Source organism: Bradyrhizobium sp. 141 (assembly GCF_023074055.1).
GTDB lineage: Bacteria > Pseudomonadota > Alphaproteobacteria > Rhizobiales > Xanthobacteraceae > Bradyrhizobium.
The window spans coordinates 63,590-82,236 of record NZ_JADPKR010000048.1; the positions used below are offsets into that span (position 1 = coordinate 63,590).

The following is an 18,647-nucleotide window of genomic DNA, read 5'->3' on the forward strand; positions in this document are numbered from 1 at the left end:
CTACGGCCTCAGAATGAAAGCGGCCTTCTGGCCCGGAATCACGTTGAAATATTCAGGCACGCCGGCTGACAGGGGCATGTTGTTCGTGGTCGCCGTCGGGTTCGATCCAAACGCCACCGCCGACTGCGTGTCGCACCATGCGCGGATCATCTTGGTGTCGCCGCTAAAGGCTGCGGACTGCGCCGATGTGCCAGACGTCGTCACCGGGCTCTGGTCGACGAGAGGCGGCACCTGCGCGACCTGCACGCCGCTCGGCGCGTTCAGCGAGAACTCGGTGACATTGCAGGAGGACGCGAGAGCCTGCGCGGGCAGCAGCAGGATGGCAACAGCAAGCAGGAAGCGCTTCATGGCAAGATCCCCGTGGGTTTGGAGTATCCTGCCGCCGGACGACACTGCCGCAACGCACTAGGTCATCTGGCGATTAGCACCCATCCGAGGGTGGCCACCAGCAGGAGGGCTAGGACCATCCAAGCAATGAACCAGCGGCCAACCCGCTGCATCTGCTTCACTCCGGTCTAGTCCCGCTTGTACATGCCATCAACGTTCGCCCGACGCGGCCCCTGGATGAACCCCTCGCCGTGCCGGAGCTCGTCGTACCACTTCATCAGGAGCTCAATCTTGGTTTCCTGCACAGCGATCTTCTGCAGCGTCTCGCTGAACGCCTTGAACTCGGTTTGCATTTTGCCGAATTCCTTGGAGAGGGCTCGTAGGGTCATCTGATCACCGGCCTCTTTGCCGCCTCTGTTGTAGAGGAAGGCAGCGGCAACCATAATCGCCCCTCCCATCGTGAGGATGTCACCAAGTTTGACCGTCCACTCGAAAGTCAGTCCCATTCCATTAAGCCCCTAGCTACCATTCTTCGCTAGGACGGAGCCCAGCCTGTGCCTGGTTTGCGCCAGGCGCGGGTTAGGGACGTCGGCATGTTCGCGCATGCCGGCGATCCCGCTTATCGTCTAACGACGGTCGGCGGCTTCGCCGGCGCCGCTGCTGCGATCGCCGCGAGTTTATCGTCCTTGTTCGCGGATCCAGCCGACGAGCCGAGCCAGTAATTCAGAACGCTCGTGAACGCCGCACTCCACACGCCCAGCAGATACATCAGGATGTCGCGGTCAGCTCCGCTGGGACGCACGATCACGATGTAGGAGAAGATGCAGAAGCCCGAAACGGCGATGACAGAGACGATCGACGCCGCCCAGCGGATCGAGGAGCCCTGCTTGTCGTACTCCAGGCTCGTGCGGCGTGCGTCCTGAACGTCGGCCACAGACGCCTTGAACGTCTCGACCTCGGCTTGCATTTTGGCCTCAGCCTCGCTCAGCTTCGCCTGGATCACGGCCGGGTCGCCGGATTGGATGGCGCTCGCGACCGCGGTCGGCGTCGGCGGAACGCCCAAGGCCTCGGCCAGGACCTTGCCAGCCACCTGACCAAGAATAGCACCGCCAGGCACCGGAATGAGACCGCCAAGAATGCCGCCAATGGTCGGGGCAGCCTGGCCGACGAGCTGTCCAACGGTTGACCAGTCCATCAGATTTTGCTCCGGATCTTGGCCTCGAGCTCCTCGGCCCGCGCGCGCAGCCGACGGGCTTCAGTCAGCGCGCCGTTGAAATGTTCCTTGATCCACTGCCAGCTGTAGATCGAGGCGGCATAGCCGGCGGCGAAGGTGACGATCAGGATGAGAATGAGGTGCCAGACTTGCATGGTCACATGACCTTTCGGGTGAGGAATTCGACGACTTCGTCCCAGAAGCCGTGATCCGGCTCGGGCTTGGGCTCAGCGGCCGGGGGCGCGCCGTGAGGCGCTTCCGGCAGGCCGAACTTGATGGTGGGGTCGAGCGCCATCATGCGCGCGAGCAACGGCGCACAGCCGAGCTGCACGTCGACCTCGTCGGGATCGTAGACGTGATCGCGGACATATTTTCCCGAGACGTATTGATCTGACCCGGACCAGACATAGGCCGATGGCTGTGGCGGCTTCATCGCGGCATAGCCCAGGCCGTTGTACATCTCGAACAGCGTCATGGTGCCGCCCGGCGACCAGTCCGACCATTTGGCGGCATGCGGCGCGCAGTCGATCAGCGCGTCGAGGCAGCCGCGTGTCCAAGCGTCGTTGCCCGGCTTGACGTCGCCAGGCCGCGGAGTGAAGTCGCCGGGATGTGACAGGAACGGTCCACGGCCGGCTGGAACGATGGTCGACACTTGGTCGAGGCGCTGGCCCTGCGCGAGCTGCTTGTTCCACGTCGGCGGGCCGCCGTACTCGCGCACCGAGACGACCGCGATGAACCACCATGGCACGGGCTTATAGCCCTCTTGGCGCAGCCGCTCCTGCACGCCGATAAATCGAGCCCTGGCGCCTAGATCGAGCAGCCTGCGGGCCGTGACGTCGAACGCCGGCACACGCTTGGGATCCACGTGCATCGCGGCCCAGCGGCTTCCGTTCTTCAGTTTCAGGGCATCGAGATTGACTGCCACGACCGGCCTCCGTTCGAATGCGGAGACATTCGCCTCAGGTGTGGCATAGCCGCAACGCACCCGGTCTTTACTCGGATCGGTTGCAGGGGTAACAAATCGCAGATTTTAATCCGAGCGCGATATGTGGAACGAAATACTTGCGCCTGTCGTCATTCTGGCTCTGATTGTCGCCCTAAGCGTCAAGCTTCGGCTATGGTATGCGAACCGCCTCGCAAACATGACGCCCGCCGAACGACGCGCCGAAGAGAAATCCCAAGACTCGGAGCAGTGGTGGTAAAAGCTGGAACGAAGTTCCAGGGTGGCTGGGGCAGGAAATGACATTAAGCATTTTGATAGCTCCCCTTTTCTTCGGGGTGCCATTGGGTTGCGGAATTTTGCTCTTGTGGCGGTGGCGCCCAGAGCCGTCCGGCGTTGCATTGGTAACCGCGCTCCTCCTCGGCGTTGTTGTTATAACGAGAACATTCGAGGTCGCTGAGCGGTTGTATGTGCTCGATCAGATCTACAGGGCGCTCGTTCGCGCGACTGTATTGCTTGGGGTCCTGGGCAGCCTTGTCGGCCTGATAGCCCTGCGGGTATGTCCCCCGCCGCGGATCGCCATTCTATTGGCGGCTCTCGTTGCCGCACCTTCCTATGTCTATGTCTTCTTCTGGCTTTCAGCTTTTCCGTTCACCGACCTGTTCGCTGAGATTCATTCAATGAAGCTCGCCGAAGAACTCGCGCGGTGGCATGTTTTCAATAACATTGATGCGGCGTCCTACATCCAGATGAAGCCGGTCCTTAGCGCCATCCTGATCAGCGCATTCGGATACGATATATTACAAGGTGCGTGGACGATTGCGCTGTGGGCTGCAGCATTTAAACTTCTGGTGGCCTGGCAGGCTTCGCGACTCGTCTCCATCCATGAAAACAGCATGCTTGCGTTCGCTCTTTTGAGTAGCGTTTTGCTAAGTTTCGAGATCGGGAACAGTACGTTTTGTGCTTTCGGCGCCATCACACTGATGATTTCGCTTGGCGACTTCAGCGCTAAGATCGAAAACTCTTGGGCTTCTGCCGCAGCGGTTCTTGTTTTAAGCGCTTGTTCTCTCCTATTTTGGCGGGCTCTGAATCAAGATGCGTTAGCAGCCTTACTCGACCTGGTCGGAGTTGGGCTGGGCGCGACTATCATTGCGGCGGTGGCCAGAACAAACGCTGAAAAGTCGCTGTTGCTTTTCGCCCTCTTCATTTTTGTGCTGATCGGCTGCTTGGTCCCGCTGCACCGCGGCAGCGTTCTCTACATTCCCATCGCGACCGGGGCTGCTGCAATCTGGCGGCTTCGTAACGTGCCGAGCTTTCTCACGGCCATGGCATGGCTAGGACGTGCTGGGACAATTGCGGCGGCGGCAATTCCTTTGCTAGCTATAGGTCTGTCGGTCCTTAGTACCAGAACTTCGCTCTCTCTTGATGATGCGTTCTTCGCAATTGTAAAACTTCTCGGTGGCAACATAAGCCCTGAGTTGTTGCTTGGTCTCGGAGTTAAGAACGCGGTGATTGAGTGGGGCGCCGCCACTGGGATCATATTCGCCGCACTCGTTGCCTGCGTTTTCCTATTTTCTGTTTTGTCGCAGGACGGGCGGACACTCTGGAAAGAGCCACTGTTCACTCTGTATTGGGCGCCAGCCGCCATCCTGACATGCTTTATCGTGACGGGGTTCCCCTTCGCTTATCGCGCAATGCCGTTCGTTTGTGTGTTCTTCGCTCTCGCATTGAGCGTGGCGTTGCCGCGGCTCTGGCTGCAGCTTCGGCACCCGAACTACATCGCAGCAGCGGTTCCGATCGTACTAGGTCTCGCCTATGCAGCTATTATGATGCTGCCACAGTTCGGTGCCTACACCCGGTTCTATCCACCACTTGCATGCGCCCTCGCCATCGCGGGAATTGCCACTTTCGTAGGATCTCGCAGATCAATGTGGACGGCAGGTAGCGTCGCTGTATTGCTGGCGTTCACGCTCGTAGCTGACCGGCTGAGCATCAAGCTGCTTTTATCAACTCATTCCTACGGCAAACCGAGTAGCGAAATCTCGGCCATATCGCACTACAGCAAGGATGAAATCTATATCGCAAATCAAATGAGGATGTTGCCGCCGAGCGTAATGGTCGTATCAGACCCCTTCACAACAAGCATCATTCGCGCGCGAACTGGTCTCAACGCCCCGTATCCATATTCGAACCTAGACACCTTGAACACAGCGGCAGAGCAAAACCTCCGATCGGCCTTGAAAGCAGCATCAGCTGGCGACCAAGACGGATTCTGCTATTCCCTTGCAAAAATGACGCTTACTGCTGGCGAATTCGACTATTTGTCAAAGCGCCTTCATCAGAACACAGGTGAGGTCACCGCAGTGGTCGTCTATTCAGCGCGCACTAAAGCCTGGCAAGAAGCCGCGCCAGGACAGCGTGGAAGTTACTTCCCACAAGAGAATGCGCTGGATGTTCCTTCAAAGCGTCGAATCGACAGCATGGATAATGTCTTTTGGAGCAATGAAACGGCAATCGTACCATTAACATGCGGCATCAATGGGAATAGAGATGGACTGTATCTCTCGCGAAGCTCAGTACAGCCGCTCACGGATTGAAGACCCTTTGGGCAAGGATGTGTCCGGTCACGTTGGAGCCGGAGGCGTGGCCGTTCAAGACCGTGGCAGTTGAGCAGCTGCTCTCGATATTCTCCACCAGCACGGTGTTGTTAGGGTTGGTGTTCTGCAACGTGATGCCATTGACGCACCCGCTTACGATCGTTCCGTTCCTGATAGAGGACAGGCTTGAGGCGCCGGTTGTCGCAACATTGATCCCGTTCACGTGCTGCTCGATGTGGAAGTTCTCGACGATGAAATTCCCGTTAGCCATGTTGATCGCGTAGCTGCTTGCCCCGCAGCTGCTCGGAGCGCAGCCGAAGACCCAATTCCGAAGCACAATCTGAGTGCTGGAACTATTGCCGTAGAAGGCGGGATTGATAGCCGAGTCTGACTGCTCGCAGTCGACATTCTCAAATATCGCGTTCGAGGCCCCGCCTTTTCCGATCTCATAGAAGATGCAGCCGCGAGTCGTCGGCTGGATGTAAACGTTGTTGACCAACGGAAATTGCTGCCCGGAATTGGAATAGATCGCAGCAATGAGGCTGTTCGACGAGCCGGTCATGACCAACGCGAGGCTGTCCAACTTGCATCCGAACTGTCCGAACTGAACGTTGGGATCGCATAGCGATACGAAATGCTCGGTGGCTGCCGCCGACGTGCATTGCTTGAAGGTGGTGCCGCCGAGCACGCCAACGCCCTTGATGGCGACGCCGTTCGGAACTTGAAGTGTGGCGAATTGCGACGGCGACGCGCAGAAGTAATACGCTCCCTTCGGGAACACGATGGTCCCGCCGTTGACATAAGCGGTGGCCGAGCCATAAGCGGTCGACATGAATGCCATGGCCGACTTGAAGCCGGCAAGGTCGTTAGTCGCCGAGGCATCCACACCGTTCCAGTCGCCCTTCATTCCAAACTGACGAGCATTCGCAACCCCACCTTCGGACACCACGTACTGCCACAACGTGCCGGCGCTATCGGTGAACGAAGCCGTCGGTGAGCTGATCGTGCTGACGGTATAGGCGGCGCCCGACCCGGTGCCACCAATATCGCTAACCGTTGGCGTCAGGACGTTTCCCACGGCGTAACCGTTGCAGAAATTGCCGGAGAGATCGACGGCAGTAACGACTCCACCTGCCACGGTGACTTTCGCCATGCAGCCCTGCCCGACACCGCCAGTCATGCGAACGCCGAGATATGTGCCGTTGGTATAGCCAGACCCTACGCCAGTGAGTGATCCGGCTGTGATGTACGTGTCCTTGAACGGAGCGCCGACGACTTTTGTGAACGTAGCCTCTCCGCCGTCGCCGGCCGTGGCGTAGCCTCCGGTCTTTACGACGCTGTAGCTGCTGAGGTCCAAAGTAGCTGCCGTCGCTCTCGACGCGACAAAGATGGCGGACGTTGCTGAAGCCGGCGACGTGTTACAGGTCGGGCAGCCTATGATTAGCGGGTTAGTCCCGGTAATTGTGATAGGACCGCCGGCTTGAATGTTGTTGGTGATAGTCTTCGGATTGGTGCCGGTGATGGCGATGCCGTTGCCAGCAGTGAATGTGGTGCTCGGGATCGAGACGCAGGAGACGAGATTGCCGCCTGCGTCGAAGCAGGCTCCGGAATTGGCGCGCGAGGAAGATGCCGACAAGACCGCCAACGTTTCACCGGGAGGCGCAAGCACTGCCCGACCGGTGACGTCATTCAGCTTGTCCCAGGTCTCGCGCTGTGTCGCGACAATGTCGCTGATGTCCTGGTTCAGGTTGCGAGCTGGCACGCCTCGGTTTTCGGCGTATTGGGAGACGCGCCGGGGGCGGCGAGCTCCGACGATTTGCACCGTTCCGGTTTGCGCCTGCGTAAAGGTGAGGACAGCGTCGGTGATCGGCCGGGCTGCGATGCTCAGCGATCCCGCTGACGGGCTCGAGATCGTCCAATTGCCGGACTGGGAAATTTGGGTACCGTTGACCCACACCTCGATCCAGTTCGCATAATCACTCCCGTCTCCATACAGCGCGAAGCCGACGGCGCAGCTGCACGTGCTGTTGCTGATCGTGTAGCTCGTTCGCCGTTCGGTGTCGGGTAGCGGCGGGACCGGCGTGGGGGACTGGGCGACGGCCGGGGCAATCCCGGCCATCAGGGCGAGCGCGATGATGAGACGGCGAATGATATGGGTCATGGCTGCGAGGGTGGCGCAGCACCCCGCAGCCGCAACGCACTACCGATTTTCCGGCTTCGCCTTCATCTGGATGCCGAAGCTGTTGTTGCTGGCGGACTCGACCTGGTTGAACAGCCCACGCAGATAGAACACGTTCTGACCGGCGATGAGCCGGCGCACCGCCTTGCTGTCACCTTCATTCCATTCCGACGGCTTAGACACCGCCGCGGCCGTGCCGATGATGCTGCCGATCTTGCCGGCGGTCGGCCCGAGGATCTGATCCATGGCCGATCGCGAGGCGTAACGGGTCAGAGGTTTGTCGGCGCCGATCAGGCGATAGATGTCGACTCCGCCGCGGGTCATCTTGGAGGCCATTGCGTTGCCCTCCTCGAACCAGCCGAGCATACCGCCGCGGCTGATCGCTTCCTTCACCCAGTCCTGGGGCTTGTCGCTGGTTGCGGTGCCGCCGGTAAGGCTGTTCAGCTTGTAGGACAGCATGCCCATGCCGAGCGAGAAGATCAGGCCCTGCAGCACCTGCGCGTCGCGGCGCTGGATGTTGGAGATGAGCACGCGCTCGGTCGCGGCCGCGGTGAACGACTTGAACTGGCCGATGACCGACAGGATCGGATGCGACATCCACAGCGGCTTCTCCTGGCCGGGCGTGATGACGGAGATGTCGGCATCGCGCGCGACCGCCCCCTCGAACACCCGGCGGGCCTCGGCGTCGGCCCAGTCGGCCGTGTTCGGCAGGTGCACGCCATCCCGCACCTCCCCGCCCTCCTCGAACGCCTTGGTGATCCGGGCGGCCATGTGTGGCTCGATGCCGCTTTCGCCCAGCGTGCGCAGCTGGCGCGCGGTCGCCTTGCCTTCAGCGGCCGCCTTGGTTGCGCGCAGGATCTCCGATCCGGCCACCATCGAGGCATTGATCTTGGCGAAGTCGGTCCACGGGGCCAGCATGTTGACAAACTGGAACTTGCCCGTGGCCCACTGCATGGTGCGCTCGACCCGGGATTGCGGATGGTAGGTGTCGAGCGTGTCGGTGATCCCGTGATGGCGGCTCGCGGTCACCATTTCCGTCGCGATGCCCATGGCGCGGTACTCGCGCGCAGCTGCCGTCCATGCGTCCGACTGCCGGGTCAGGAAGGAGAAGAACGGCGTCCAAGCGTCGCGGAAGGTCGTGGTCAGGCCGTGCCGCAGAACCACGCCGGCCATGTCAGGCAGCGACGACAGGGCTGCCGAGCCCATGGAGGTCAGGACGTTGTACTGCTTGAAGACGTTCGCGGCCCGCGCGACATTGCGCAGGGGCGCCTCGGGCGAGATGGCATAGGTGCCGCGGATGCGGTCGCGAATCGAGGAGAGGTCGCTGATTACGCCCTGCCGCTCCTTCTCAAGCCGGGTCCGCTCCTTCTCCGACTTCGCGGCGTCGATCAGCCCGGCATACTCGTCGTTGACCTTCCGGAAGGCCTCCGTCATCCGGGTGTCGCCGAACTTCTCGGTCAGCAGGATGTCGGGCACGATGGTCCGCAGGTGGGCGCCGACCAGGTGCTCGACGTCGTTCTCAAGGTAATCCCGGATCATGGCGTCGGGGATGTTGAACTCGCGCGAGGCCAGCGCGCCGCGGGGCTGCTCGCCGCCGCCGCCGTGGGCCGTGCCGTGCTCCATGCCGAGGTCATAGGGCAGCCGGCCGTCGGGAGAGCCAAGGATGCGGTCGGTGATCTCCTGGGCTCGCGAGCGGAGCTCGGCCCGGGGTAGGTCCCTATCCGATTTCAGGATGCGGGCCACAGCGCGGTCCACAGCCTTGTCAGCGCTGCCGAGCCGCTCGCCCTTGGTCTTGGACTCCCCGGCCGCGACAGCCGCCTCACGGGCCCGCTCTGCCTCGCTGCGGGCCTTCAGGGCGGCTTTGGCTTCGGAGGCAGACTTACCCTCCCATCGGCCGATCTCCTCCTCGATCTTGGCGCGCATGCTGTCCCGGTTGGCGGTCTCGCGGGCGAGCTTCTGCTCGAGCGCCTCGATCTCGGCCAGCTTTGCTGATGCGCGGTCGGCCAGCAGGTTGCCGCGGTTGCGCGCCAGGGTCTCAAAGACGGCGCCTCCGCGGGCGTTCTCCAACGGTAACGTGTCCTGGTCGGCACCGGTGCGCAGCTTCTCGGCGCGACGGTTGGCGGCCTTGTTGAACCTGGTGGTCTCCTCCTGCCGCGCAGCGATGACGTCGGCGTCCCGCTCGAGCGTCGCGATCCGGCCCTGGATCTTATCGATCTGGTCGAGGGCGACCTGCATGGAGCCGTGATAGGCGCCAAGCCGCTGCTGAGCCTCGGCCTTGGCTTGCTGGTCGGAGGTCAGCCAGTCGGTCACCCGGTCGACGAACTCCGGTCGCTTCGCCGCGATCGCTTGCTTGTTGTAGAGCCGCTGCAGGTAACTATCGGCCGTCTTGACGTCCACGTCCTCGCCGAAGATGCCAGCGTCGATCGCCCGTTTCTTCCAAGGCTCGAAGACGCGGCTGCGGATGGCCTGGGCCGCCATCTGCACTTGGGGCACGTCGTGAGCGTCCCCGTTGCGCAGGGCGTCCGAGACGGCCTCCTTGTACTCGTCGAAGGTCATCTTGCCGTCGGGCCGCCGGCCGGTCAGGTCCTGCGCAACTGCCCGCGCGCGCGGCGCGGTGACCTGATCGCCAAACCGGTATTCCGAGAATAGGCGGGACAGCTCGTCACCGACGCCCACTTGCCCTTGGTTGATCAGCAGACGTGCCTCGCGGTCGAGTGCCGGGCCCGCCGTAGTGACGCCACCCTCCAGGTTCTCCTTGAACAGGAGGGACGTCTCGGCCAGGTCGGCGCCCACACGTCGCGCCGTCGGGCTGTCGGCACCGAACACCCGCTGCATGGGGGAGGTCTTCTCGACCACCGTGCGCACGCCAGGGATCTGGTTCAGACCGAAGTCGACGAGCTCGAGCTGTCGGGTATCTGAGGCGGCGGCGCCGGCGGCGACAGGATAGGCCACGCCGGTCGGGTTGCCAGCGTGCGCGTTCATCTCCGCGCGGTCGACATGCAGCCGCGCCTCCATGGCCGCGCGCTCGGCCGGCGCCAGCAGCGAGACCGCGCCGCCGCCGAGCAGCGCCGTCAGGAGCGTGCCGGTCGCTACGTTCACAGCGGATTCGGAAAGCTCCCGGGTGTCCTGCGTCGCCTGCAGGATGGCCTCCTGGCTGACCGTCGCCATGAAGCCGGCCTTGCCCATCGCGGTGGCTGCCTTGGTGAAGGTCAGGCCGCCGCGCGCCGCGTCGATGCCGACACCGCCGGGCAGCAGCATGGTGGGGTCGAGCATGCCGGCCATGGTCTGGGCGATGAAGCCGATCTTGCCGTTAGCGGACAGCAGCCGCTTGTCGGCCTCCTCCTGGTCGATCTGGTCCTTGATCGCGCTGGTCTCGGTCGGCGACTGGGCGCCGACGAACCTGTCGCCGTGCTCGAGGAAGTAGCGCGGATCGCCCCAGCCCTTGATCTCGCCGATCGGATTGTAGCCCGGCACCGGCGCGAACTGGCCGGAGTTGCGCAGATACTGCATTGCAGAAACGAAGCTGTTCGTCTGGCGGAAGGCGGCGCCGAAAACGTCGCCCTCCGGCGGCGCCGGCGCGGGGCCGCCCTGCTCGGTGCGGAGGCCGAAGTCGGGACTGGCGGGGACGTCGATCGCGGTCATGGCAAGGGCATCGCGTTGGAGAACTGGCCCGCACGCAGGAAGTCGGTGGCCTGCTGCCGATGGTCGAGGCGGGCGCCGTGCTCGGCAACATGGTTCGTCGGGTCGAACGCCACGCGGCTGTCGAGGATCTGCGACGTGCCGTCGGCCTTCTTGATAGAGACCATGTAGGACGGCGGCCGCCCCGCGGAGACCTCGGCGGCGGTTTGGCCGTCGGCGATCAGACCCTCGACCGTCCAGTTCTCAGTGCCGCCGGCGCCGGCAAAGCCAGCCTCCAGCGTGCGGTTGCCGGAGCGCTGCGGCCCGAACCGGCCCGCGATCCAGGCGCTCAGGTCCTGCGCGATCCAGTCCTGCGAGCCGCCGATCGCCGGGTAGTATTTTTCGGGCGGCATCTTCATGACCTGGTTGCCGCCAGCTGCCGACACGCCCCATGTCGACTGCAGGCGCTGCACGGCGAGGTCCAACGCCTTGTCGGCATCCACCCCATAGGCCCGCAGCGCAGCATAGGTGGTCCGATAGTCGGCCACGAGCTCGCCGCCCTTGATGCCGTCGAATGGTGCCGCCGGGGTCGAGCCGGTCAAACGGCCGATGCCGGGCCAGCCGGAGCCAATCTTGTAGGCCATGTCAGCCGGCGACATCGCCTTGGTTTCTGTCTCGGCGCTCTCCCGCGCTTCCTCGAGGGCCTTGCGGGTCGAGGGGTCATCGGAGGCGTTCAGCCGCTCCGCGATCTCGGCGGCGTTGAAGGTGCCGCGCAGGCCCTGCCAAGCCTGCAGTTTGGTCAGCGCGGCTTTGCCGAACGTCGCCTCGGCATCGGCCGGGCTGTCCCGCCACAGTTTGTCCACAGCCTGCATGGCGGCGGACATGCGCACCGGATCCTTGCTGCCCATCATGCCGGTCACGGCCGTAGCGACAGGCTTCTGCGCCAGGGTCGCCTGGTAGATGTCAGTCGGCAGGCTGGACAGGCCGCCCAGCGCCTGCGCCGCCGCCGGTCCCTCGCCGTTGTCGAGGACGTTGGCGAAGGCGTCGGCTTCCTTCCCCTCGAACACAGACATCGGACCCGTGCGGTCGTTTGAGGCGATCGTGGCCTGCGTGCCCGCGCGGGCGCGCGCGACGGCGCCGACGGTGTCCGGCCGCTCGAAGTCATAGGCGACCGGGGGCTTGCCGCTGGTGCGCGCCGCCCAGGTCGAGTAGGGCTGCTCCTGCATCGCCTTGGCGGTCGCCTCGATCTGGTTCGACATGGCCTCGTGCACTTGGAACGCGACGACGTTGTCGCGGGCCTGCGGCGCGCTCTGGGTGACCCATGACCGCCGCACCGACTCCGGCAGCTTGTCGAGCTCCTGCACGCCGTAATGCGCCATCAGCGCGGTGTCGACCTTCCGCCGCAAGTCGTCGCGACCAGTCTCCCGCAGCACGTCTGCGACGTTCTGCAACACCTCGTCCGGAACGTCTCCGGCGCGGTTCAGCATCTTGACGGTGGTGTCGACATACTCTCCGGCCTGGCCCTTCAGGTGCTCGCGAAACCGATTGACCTGCTCGGAGCGAGCCTCCTCGAACCAGGCGCGGCCAGCACCAGTGCTGCCGCCGGCGAGCGCGACCGCATTGGCGACCCGGTTGGCGTAGCCGTGGCCCGCCTCAGGGGTTGCTGCTGTCCATCCCTGCGGCCGCTCGAAATTGACGAAGGCAGCGGCCGCTTCCTGCGGCGTGCGGGCAGCGCGCAGCTTGGCTCCTGCCGAGCCTTCACTGCTCTGGAGCTCGTGGTTCACGAACTCCAATTGAGTCTGAAAATCGGTCGGAGACTTGCCGCGGGCCTGTGCAAAACTGATCAGCGCGGCGCGGCGGCCGGACGCCGGATTGTTCGGATCATCCCGCCAGCCCGCGATCCCGAGGCCGGTCGGCTGCCCTGTCCTGGGATTGATGTCGTGTGTCGCGGACGGGTTCAGTCCGCTCTCGTGCACGAGGTTGCCGACGATGCCGGCGGCCTGCTCGCGCGTGTAGCCCTTGGACTGGAAGAACTCCATCGCCTGCTGCGATGAACCGGTATAGACGCGCGCGGTGTCGAGCGCCCGGCCGGCCGCGATCTGCTGCGGCATCGGCAGCGCCCGAACCGTCGCATCCCAGTCATGCATGCCCTTGGCGAAGGTCAGTTTGTAGTAGCTCTCGGCGTCCCCGATCCGAACCGCGGTCTGAAGCGCATCGTTGACCGTGATTTCGTTGTAGGGCTGGCTGCTCCGGAGGTTAGTCAGCAGCGCGTTCACCTGCCCCTTGTTCGCGTCGATCAGCGCCTTGTTCTCGGACGAGCGCGCCTCCATCAGGCCCATCGCCGTGGTCACAGCCTGGTGCCGCTGCGCCATCGACAGGTTCAGATCCTTGTCGCCGTAGATCTTCTCGATCAAAAACTTCCGCGCATCGGCGCGCGCAGTGAGGCTGTCGCTGTCCAGCAGTTTCATCGATTGGCCTGTCAGGGCCATGATCTTGTGCTGCGACGCCATCTGCGACAGTTCGGAATCGACCCGCGCCTTGGGATAGCCCATGCGTGGATCGCTGCTGAGCTCGCCATACATCGCGGCGACGTTGCCCTGCAGCGTCTTGTATTCCTCGGTGTCGACGCCGCCCTGAAACGCCAGGTCAGCGAGCTTGTTCGAGGCATCACCGATCCGCGACTTCAACGCGGTCTGCGTGTTCGAAACGTTGGTCTGGTCTGCCTGAGCGAGAAGGCCACGGTAATGCTGTCCGCTGGTCTGCGAGATGACCTTGTCGACTGGGCCGCGCAGCGTCGGATCGCCGAGATTGCTGAGATATTGCTCGCGGTAGGCCTTTGCCGCGCTCTGGAACATGGCCGGATTATTGGCATGTTCAATCCGCAGCTCCGTCAGCTTGTTCTCGATCTCGGGCTCGGCCTGGGCGAGGTACGCCATACGCGAGGCGCGCGCATAGACCGGTGCCGCGGGTCCGATGATCGGCTGCTTGTCGACAACGATCGAGCCGTCGGGCCCGCGGGTGACGGAATTCGCGCCGGCCTCCTCGGCCATGTTGACGGCGGCCGTGTCAGTAACCTCGCCAACCTTGTCGAGGTTGCGCGCCAGCTGCATGTAGGGCGATGCGATGTCCTGCGCCGTAACGGCGCTCTGCGGCGCCTTCGACGTGGCGATGCGTTCATTGGTGGGAACGAGGCTCACCGGCGCCATTATGCCCTCACTTCATCTGGGCGAACTTGCCCGCCGCGCCGGAGATGCCGCTCATGTAGCCCATCTTCAGCGCGAAATCGCCCGCCTCATGGAAATACTGCGCATCGGCTTCATCCTGCGCCGCCTGCGCCATGATGTTGCCGACCTGGATATTCCGAGATCGATCGCCGATCATGCTGGTACGATCCTTGATCGCGATCGACGTCGGCGAGTTCGGGTCAGCGTGGCTTGCCGCCCGGATCGCATCAATGTTCTCCAGCTGCACGTTCAAGTTTTCGCGCATCTGCGCATCGGTCTGCGTCGCTGCCGTGCGTGCATATTCCGCGGCCTTCTTGGCTTTCGCGGACTTGTACTCGTCGGCGGCCTGCTCGCCTTCGCCCTGCATGATGCCTGACGCAAGCGAGGTGACGGCAGATACGCCGGACATCGCTGTTGCTGCTGCGCCCATCAGATGGTGACCTCCACTGCAATTTCCGCCACGAGCAGAGGCCCAGGCGAATCCTTGATGACTGCGACACGGGGGTCGAACGTTCGGCCCGATGGCCTCCACCGTTCGACCGTCTCTCGCGATGGCGGCGGCTTGGTTGCATCGTCATCGATGTTGTAGGCCGGGACTGTCCTCTGATTGACAACGTCGCCGAGGTCGGGGGACGTCGTCGTGATGCGGCCAGAGAACAGGCGCGCCATCACGAACCCGGTCGAATGAATCACATAGATGGCAAACCGCGCGATCTTGCGCCGCTTCATACGCTGACCGACGTCCGCACCTGGAGCGGCGTCCGGCGCAAATGGCTCGAGCACAGAGGTCCACGGCTGCCCAGCGACAAGCGTTTCCGCCGTCAGATCCTCCCCGCCCTGGTTCTGGGGAATGATGAAGCCGTCGGCGTCGATGTTATAGGTGCCCATCGGCCGCGTGCCCTGATCCATGAGCGTCACGGTCGAGCCGGGGATCCACCACAGTGGGCCCTTGCCGACCGGTGCAGCCATCGCAGCAGGAAGGTTATTCACGTACAAGGCTGCATCGAGATATTGGCTGTCATCAAGCAATTCACAGAGGGTCACGCCAGAATATGCCGTCGTGAAAATAACGTCGGCTCCAAGCGCGCAAACCCATTTGAGCGACCCCTCACCGGACCACGGGCCCCATCCAACCTTCGTATTCCCCGACACAATGTCCCCGAGATTATACTTCCCGACGACAAGGCTCCCATCTTCGTTGAGGACGTAGGCATAGCGTTCATCGAACGTCCCGTCGGCGGTCGGAACGGCTATTGCCCTGATGTCCTGAAACAGATGCGAATGCAGCTCTGAGAGGTTTTTCGTGTTGAACGGCCGATAATAGGCGCCACTCGCCACGATCGCCATCATGCTGCTGCGGCCCGCGTTCGCGTAGAGAATTAGCTCCTGAGAGGCACGCGGCTGCACCTGCGCGCAACCATCGCTCGACAGGACCTGAAAACCCACGCTGCCAGGCGTCAGGGGCGTATTGGCATCGATCTTTATGTAATAGAGTTTGCTGTCGCAGAAGACGAACTCAGAGCTTTCAGGACCTGGAACGACGTAATAGACCTGAACTTTGTCTGGCGTTACTTCGAAGATGGCGTTCGATGGATTGGCCCCGACATAGAGGTCAGTCGGGCTATTGATCGCAGACCACGAGATGCCACCAGGCACGGATGGAAAGTCGCAAAAGCCGAGACGAAACTGATCAACGAAAACGGATGCAGGATAGCCTTGATGATCGTTCATCACCTCCTCGTCCCAGATCGTGACAGGGCTCGGCGTGCCAACGGCACTGACGCCACTGTTCACAAGAGAACCACCTGGGCCAACGACAGTCTCGCTGAGAACGAAAGCAAATATGCTCGTAGACAAGCCTTCGAAACTGAATGTCGTTTGTGTCGTTGTAGTCGTCGACAAAAGCTGAATACCGATATTCTTTGCGACGGCGTCCCTGGTTACAACGATTCCTTTTGCTCCGGTCTGTGATCCGATCACTACGTCGCCAATGCCAAACGTGGCGCTCGGATCGACACTAAATGACAGGATCTGAGAACCGGGTAGCGGCTCTTGCACCGTGCCAGTCACATGCAAAGCGTCGGTGTATCCCGTGATCAGGATCTGACGCTCGACAAATCGCATGCGCGTGCCAACCCAAGCCGGCGTAAAAAGCGGAGAGACCGCCGTGACAGTAACGGTGCCGGTCTGAGCGCTAATGCCTATAGCGATGTTCTGTGGGCTGATGCGATAGAAAGGCGTTTTCTTCTGGCCGCCCGAGACGAGCTCGGTGTAGTCGGCGATCGACCACGCGGAGACCCCATCCCATGTAAGGACCTGCGGTCGCATCGCATGCCCGAACGTAATGTAGATCGACAGATTAAGCTGGGCAAAAACGATCTGATCGAGATTGCTCGCATTCCATGGGAGCAGAGTGCCGCTACCCTGCGTGGCGAAGTACGCGACCTGCGCCCCAGCGCTGTCGAAAATCCTGATCTCGCCGAAAGCAACAGATGCGCCGAATGCGATCTTGAACACGTTGCCAGGAGACATCGCGACTTCTTCGATGCGTTCAGTGTTCTCGGCAACGAACAGCGCCGAGCGGCCCGGCCTGTTCTGGACCGGACCGCTGTTCAGAATACGCATGTTCGACATCTGACGCAGCCCGGCTTTGCGTGCCGGGTGTTCGTCCAGCCGCTTCAGGGCGACGTCGACCTCTCCGAAGGAAAAGTCACGCTGCGCTCCGAGGATCTTCTGAGCCATGGCGCATCAGTTCGGGACATCAGTGCCGGACCACCCGGCGGGGGAATTGACGAACGGCCTGCGCACGCGCCGCGCCGCGATCGCGCGCGAGTTGAACAGGGCGCGCTTTGGCTGCTCCTGGTCATTGCGTGCGCGTGCGTCGTCAAGCGCCTGCTGAGCAGCGCGCTCGTACAGCAAGCCGCTCTGGATGTCCTCGTGCAAACCGGAATAGATCGCAGCGCGAACGTGGAGACGGATGACCTTGGTGAACAGCGCGGGCCAGTTTGCCATGCCGGGGTCGACGACATACTTTGCCGTCACCGTACCGCCGCTGGCGGTCAGGCAAATCTGGTTGTTGATGATCTTGTAGTCGACGGTCTGGTCGTTCAGGCGGACCCAGATCAGGTGCAGCGCCGAGTTTGGGCGCGCGAAGGCGTCCTCGTAGAGGTCGTCGGGGGAGTCCCCCTGCCTCACCAGCGTGGCGACGTTCGTGCTAAAATTCCAGCTGTGCGCTTCGTAGGTCTCCTGCACCGCAGCGTCGAACGCCGGCGAGCAGACGTTCCATTCGTCCGACCCGTCGTCGGCGGTCGCCGGCGCGTCGTTGCCGGTGCGGGCGAGTTCGTCAGCAATGATGGAAAGTTTTGAAACGGTCACGGGGCCCTCCGTCGATGTCGGAACCGTAGGCCCGCGTTATGCCTGCGCAACGCACCACAGCCGCGGCTTGGGTCCGCGGCCGTGTAAGTCTTGGGAGGTCTCTGAAGTATCCCTAGTCCGTCTTCTTGTCGCCGTCGGGTTCGGAAGACGGCTTGGGATTGCGTTGAGGCGGGTTCTCGATCTCGTCCTGGCGGCGGTCGACCTCGGCCTGGATGACCTCGTCGGCCTTGGCTGCGATCAGACCCTTGCGATCGGCGCCGAGCTTGGCGGCAAGGTTGATGCGCTGGAGCGCCGGCAGGTTCTGCCAGTTGTCGGGAATGACAATCGCCGTCTCCGGACGGGGTCGGGGCTGTTCGGTAAAGTTCTTCAGCCGGCGCTCGTTGCGACGCTTGACCTCGACCGCGCGGCGCTTGTCCTGCGGATCGCCCGTGATCTCAGCGGTCTGCTCAGCGTCCTCGATCTCCTTGCGGAGATAGGCGTCGGCCTCCTCCTCGGTGAAATCGGGCTGCGTGCGCCACTGGTCCCGAAACTGCAGGGCGTGACGCGCGTCGATGTGGTACATCTTCCTGGGCCCGTCGACGACGTGATAGATGGTCGTCATCGCGTTGCCCGTCTTCAAATCAGCCATCGCTGTCTCCTACCTTTGGCGCGGTCGCGCGGTCAGACCTTCATCTCGATCGGCGTGATCCACGCCGTCATCGTGATGCTGGGTGAGGTGCCGCCGAGCACGCCGTAGAGCTTGGCGTACTTGTAGACGAAGCCCTGCATCACATTGGTGAACGGGATTGCGATGATCGACCCGGCTCGGCCGGTCGGCGGAATGGTCGGCGACGGAGCCAGAATAGTTGCGACCTGGCGACCCGCGCTCGCCGCGGCGAAGTCGTGGAACGCCAGCATGTCGACGTTACCGTTGCCGAAGGCGTTGTCGTTCGAGCCGAACAAGCAGATCTTGTAGGTCTCGTCACCGCTCGCCACGTCGAGCGCGGTGATGTCGAGGGCCAGCATGCCGGTGAACCGACCCTCGCCCAGTGTGACGACCGCGTTCTCGTCGTTGAAGTAGCCCGTCGCCGTGATCGTCTGCGCCGAGCAGAACTGCGTGAGATTGTCGAGCGGCAGCGTGAACTCCGGCACGATCGACGGAAGCGTGTTGTTCGTAAGAGCCATTGAAATCTCC

At 62.6% G+C, this 18,647-nt stretch carries 14 protein-coding genes; 1 reads left to right on the plus strand and 13 read right to left on the minus strand.

The genetic code is table 11. The features are described from left to right. From IVA81_RS14165 to IVA81_RS14185, 5 genes are all read right to left on the minus strand, one after another. The gene (locus IVA81_RS14165; protein ID WP_247318750.1) at window positions 1-348 is read right to left on the minus strand and encodes a hypothetical protein; all 348 of its coding nucleotides are present in this window, start codon (window positions 346-348) and stop codon (window positions 1-3) included. A gap of 167 nt (window positions 349-515) precedes the next feature. Further along, on the minus strand, window positions 516-833 hold the full coding sequence (locus tag IVA81_RS14170; protein ID WP_247318753.1) for a hypothetical protein: 318 nt from the start codon (window positions 831-833) through the stop codon (window positions 516-518). A gap of 113 nt (window positions 834-946) precedes the next feature. Further along, window positions 947-1,522: a hypothetical protein gene (locus tag IVA81_RS14175; RefSeq protein WP_247318756.1), complete on the minus strand. Its 576-nt coding sequence runs from the start codon at window positions 1,520-1,522 to the stop codon at window positions 947-949. Next, window positions 1,522-1,701, minus strand: coding sequence for a hypothetical protein (locus tag IVA81_RS14180; protein WP_247318949.1), 180 nt, complete (start codon window positions 1,699-1,701; stop codon window positions 1,522-1,524). The genes IVA81_RS14175 and IVA81_RS14180 overlap by 1 nt, the downstream gene beginning before the upstream one ends. Next, window positions 1,698-2,465 (minus strand): hypothetical protein, encoded by a 768-nt coding sequence (locus tag IVA81_RS14185; protein WP_247318772.1) that lies wholly within the window; start codon window positions 2,463-2,465, stop codon window positions 1,698-1,700. The genes IVA81_RS14180 and IVA81_RS14185 overlap by 4 nt, the downstream gene beginning before the upstream one ends. A gap of 314 nt (window positions 2,466-2,779) precedes the next feature. On the opposite strand from IVA81_RS14185, the gene IVA81_RS14190 reads away from it, so the two are divergent. Continuing rightward, window positions 2,780-5,077 (plus strand): hypothetical protein, encoded by a 2,298-nt coding sequence (locus IVA81_RS14190; protein ID WP_247318775.1) that lies wholly within the window; start codon window positions 2,780-2,782, stop codon window positions 5,075-5,077. Here IVA81_RS14190 and IVA81_RS14195 read toward each other — a convergent pair. The 8 genes from IVA81_RS14195 to IVA81_RS14230 form a co-directional block, all read right to left on the minus strand. Next, window positions 5,067-7,238, minus strand: a complete 2,172-nt coding sequence (locus IVA81_RS14195; protein WP_247318778.1) for a hypothetical protein — start codon at window positions 7,236-7,238, stop codon at window positions 5,067-5,069. The genes IVA81_RS14190 and IVA81_RS14195 overlap by 11 nt on opposite strands. Before the next feature lie 39 nt (window positions 7,239-7,277). Then, on the minus strand, window positions 7,278-10,898 hold the full coding sequence (locus IVA81_RS14200) for a hypothetical protein (protein WP_247318781.1): 3,621 nt from the start codon (window positions 10,896-10,898) through the stop codon (window positions 7,278-7,280). Continuing rightward, on the minus strand, window positions 10,895-14,080 hold the full coding sequence (locus tag IVA81_RS14205) for a phage tail tip lysozyme (RefSeq protein WP_247318785.1): 3,186 nt from the start codon (window positions 14,078-14,080) through the stop codon (window positions 10,895-10,897). Before IVA81_RS14205 ends, IVA81_RS14200 begins: the two co-directional genes overlap by 4 nt. Before the next feature lie 7 nt (window positions 14,081-14,087). Beyond that, window positions 14,088-14,528, minus strand: coding sequence for a hypothetical protein (locus tag IVA81_RS14210; RefSeq protein WP_247318790.1), 441 nt, complete (start codon window positions 14,526-14,528; stop codon window positions 14,088-14,090). Further along, window positions 14,528-16,840 (minus strand): hypothetical protein, encoded by a 2,313-nt coding sequence (locus IVA81_RS14215; protein WP_247318792.1) that lies wholly within the window; start codon window positions 16,838-16,840, stop codon window positions 14,528-14,530. The genes IVA81_RS14210 and IVA81_RS14215 overlap by 1 nt, the downstream gene beginning before the upstream one ends. A 6-nt stretch (window positions 16,841-16,846) precedes the next feature. Next, entirely contained in the window at window positions 16,847-17,473 is a 627-nt protein-coding gene (locus IVA81_RS14220) for a hypothetical protein (RefSeq protein ID WP_247318794.1), read from the minus strand. Between the two features lie 112 nt (window positions 17,474-17,585). Continuing rightward, window positions 17,586-18,101: a hypothetical protein gene (locus IVA81_RS14225; RefSeq protein ID WP_247318797.1), complete on the minus strand. Its 516-nt coding sequence runs from the start codon at window positions 18,099-18,101 to the stop codon at window positions 17,586-17,588. Between the two features lie 32 nt (window positions 18,102-18,133). After that, window positions 18,134-18,637 (minus strand): hypothetical protein, encoded by a 504-nt coding sequence (locus IVA81_RS14230; protein ID WP_247318799.1) that lies wholly within the window; start codon window positions 18,635-18,637, stop codon window positions 18,134-18,136. Window positions 18,638-18,647 lie beyond the last annotated feature (10 nt).